The sequence below is a fragment of the bacterium genome, from assembly GCA_008933615.1.
Taxonomy (GTDB): domain Bacteria; phylum CLD3; class CLD3; order SB21; family SB21; genus SB21.
Genome location: WBUR01000082.1, coordinates 1 through 3,571, shown reverse-complemented (window position 1 = coordinate 3,571; position 3,571 = coordinate 1). Strand labels below are relative to the sequence as shown.

The window sequence follows — 3,571 nt, the reverse complement described above, 5'->3', positions numbered from 1 at the left end:
CGAACGCTCATAGAGTTGGCACAAGAGCACCAACTCACAGAGGATTCGTTTAAGCAAAGTGGTAAAGACGAACCACCTTTGACCTTTGCGGTGGACTCCTATGTAACCTACATTCCGCCGGCAGGAGTAAGACAAAAGTTACAATTTGAACGAGCTGGACCTTATAAGGTTACTCGTATTAATGGAGATGACTACACTATTACTGACTTGGTTAATCATAAAGTAATTACAACCCATGTGACGAACTTGAAAGCATTCAAGCACGTTCCAGAGGTTCATGACCCAAGGAAAGTAGCAGCACAAAATGCTGGAATGTTTGAAGTCGAGAGGATTGTAGCCCATCGCTCGGCCAAACGACGTACGGAAATGACCTTTTAAGGTCAAATGGTTAGGGTATGCCGAAGAGAAATACGACACATGGGAACCTTACGAAGGAGTACGTACAACTCAAGCGTTTGTTGATTATTGCAACAATCACAAACTGCGAACGATAGTGAACTCCAGCTCTAAATGAGGAATGAACTCATTGGAGTACAACTACCACCAGTACTTACTTACAAGTCTAACGAGGTATTAGCCAAATGTTAGTCACTTAACCTCGTCAACGAACGAGATGACTTAACCTCATCAACGAATGAGATTAAGAACTAAAAGAGTTTCACGATCGGTATCTATGAAGATTCTCTTCGGCAATTGTTTTACTTCAACGCAAGGCTTTTCTGCGGGAGAGTTTAGTGAGTAAGAATCTCACATAACCGATCAACTGTTACAATGTACACTTGAACTACAAGGAAATTTGGGACAAATTTCGAAAAGAAAGGAAGGGCAGTGTACGCGGACGCTCACCCTGTACCCTTAAGACCTAACTTCCTAGAATAGTGATAGTGAAACCGCCACCACCGGCACCTTGTAACCTATAATTAATCTCTTACCTTCTGATAAGAGCACTCTTGACCATTTTCACGTTTAGTGAATTCACAGTACCCAAATGGCAAGTAGTAATTACTTATAGTAACTACAAAAAGTTCTTTCTTCACAACACTATTATACTGTAGCATTACAAGGGGTGGTGGCAGTCCTGGTGGTGCGGAAGTTAGGAATCTAGGAGTCAGGGTGGCGTTTGCGCACACAAATTTATTTCATATGGCAGCTGTAATAACTGTGGGCACGCGGTGAATCAGCATCCCAGAAGTACCTAACTACACTGCTCTTCATGTGATTTTCCTTGGTAGGTCTTCTTCAAGTTTCCAGACTCTCCTGTGATTGCATTGGGTGAGTCGACTTACCGTTACTTTGCGCGGGATGCCTTTGCCTGTTGACTCTTGCCTGTGCCGCCAAAGCTTGACTCTTGACTACCAAAATGTCGAATCTCGACGATGCTCTGGAAAAATTAAGCCTAGACGAACGGGAAGCTGTGAAGAGGGCGATTCAAACTGCCGAGCAGAAGTTTCATGCTGCCGAGCAGCAGCGTCAAGCTGCCGAGCAGAAGCTTCAAGGAATAGATGTTCAATCGGTGTCGCAGTACTTTCGCGCTGGCATCGAAATTCCGAAGTTGACCATGCTCGGAAATAAGTCGGGTCCATCAACGAATAATAAGCACCAGCCGCTGACCTCTATAGTTGATAAGAGCTTTGGAATTTTTGCCATCACGGATAAGGATTTAGAGCATTGCGGTACGAGGACAACTGAAATTTTCAGTTCTAGGGAGCTTCAAGCATCCACGGAAAGTGACGTTCAAGGCTTCGTCAAGACAGTTCTCAAAGATATGATGTATGCTGCGCGAGTTGAAGAGAAACTGTCTGTACTGGCTGAAATGACAATATCAGAACTAAAGGCCGACTTTTGGATTCTTTCATTCAACGGATACCCAGTGGGTGCCGTGGAGGTGAAAAAACCTGGTAGAGTCAACAAGCAGCAACAGTACATCAACTACGGCCAACTTTATGATTATTTGCTCCGCATTCGTTCTTTCCATGGGATTCGGAATGTTATAGGCCTATTTACGAATTGGGATGAATGGACTTTTGGTTGGTTGGAGGATTCTGATTTATCTGCCGTTGCCACAGATGATGCATATGAGCTGGACAATGACGTTGTCTTTTCCTCTCCATCTACCGAAAGAATTCTTCACATGTCTGCCACGTATCATCGCACTGATTCAAGGCGTCTCGCAACTGCTCTTTACTCCTGGCTGAAAAAGCTTGTCAGAAATGCCGGAAGCATTGCACCAGCGGTCCCTCTGCTGCATTCAAAGCGCTCCTACATTTTTATGAGTCGCGATCAATGGGTTTGGCAGTCAGGAATACCTAATATCACGCAGCTATCATTCAAGCCTCCCAGGAAAAACTCCGACACGTTTTACCTGCTCCGAGACTTCCACGGTGGGGCAGATGGACGAGTTTGGCTGGCGTGTCACGTTGAAAAGTCGAGAATGTTAGGAGCAAGTAAGGGCAGATTGGCAGTGGTAAAGTTTCAAAGGCGTATTGCTGAAGGCAGAAAAGGCGATGAGTTGCAGCGCGTTAAGGCTGAGGTCGATCGCTGGCACGCACTTGGAATAACAAGTGTGTACTGGACGACACTTTGTGGTCGCCATGCGGTTGTAATGCCGTTTGCTTTTCACTTCAACCAGAATCCGAATATTGATTCGAAATGGTGGAAGCCACCTGATGAGAATGCTCCAGTGAAAGACTTTGTCAGTGTGCATGACCTTGTTTCGAAATGCAATCCTAGGGATGTGTTGGAAAGCTGCATCGCAAGGTGTGCCAAAGTTAAATTGGTTCACGACGATATTGAGTGGCGACATGTAGCGATTTTTCCGACGAAGACACTAACATCTGCAAAGTGGAGATTGGAGTTCTGTTTCATTGATCTAAGTGGGGTGACGAGGGCTTCTAGCAAAGAACAAGCGGAGGCCATGATGGCAGAGGGTAAGAATGCTTTGCTGAACAGCATTCAGCATCTATCTTAGGCTTAGATATCTTAAGTTTACAAAGAACCCATACAGACACCACAAATTATGCGTTTAAATGTCTGTCAGTCTCCAGGTCGGTCAGTAGACTTCGCTTCCTAAGTTAATGCCGATTTGTTTTTAAACAAATCTGGTTTCTGAATTTAAGCAACTAACGGAGTTAGTAGGCAGTGAACATCAGCAGGCGTTGGCATATTCGAAACAGGATAATTCCATTGTGGAGTGAGCTAACAAAGAAGTGATGAAACACTTACGGGCTATCCTATTGGATAGACGAATGGTAGCGTTATGGTCGATGGATTACTTACAATTAGTCCAACGTATCATGAACGCGCAAATTCATGAGACTATAGGAGTAACTCCATCAGAATTGCTATTCGGTAAAGCGATCCCTTCCCTTCTTACCGGAGGAGGAGAGGGTAGGGAATTGGGAGATAACCTTGTCTGACTACTTTGGCAACATGCTAAAAGCACAACGAACGCTCATAGAGTTGGCACAAGAGCACCAACTCACAGAGGATTCGTTTAAGCAAAGTGGTAAAGACGAACCACCTTTGACCTTTGCGGTGGACTCCTATGTAACCTACATTCCGCCGGCAGGAG

Annotated in this window: 2 protein-coding genes; both read left to right on the top strand. The window is 44.8% G+C overall.

Going from position 1 to position 3,571, the window contains the following annotated elements:
• Positions 1–1,360: 1,360 nt before the first annotated feature.
• Complete coding sequence (locus F9K33_16430) at positions 1,361–2,968, top strand: hypothetical protein (GenBank protein ID KAB2877428.1); 1,608 nt, start codon at positions 1,361–1,363, stop codon at positions 2,966–2,968.
• Between the two features lie 241 nt (positions 2,969–3,209).
• On the top strand, positions 3,210–3,416 hold the full coding sequence (locus F9K33_16425; protein KAB2877427.1) for a hypothetical protein: 207 nt from the start codon (positions 3,210–3,212) through the stop codon (positions 3,414–3,416).
• Positions 3,417–3,571: the final 155 nt, after the last annotated feature.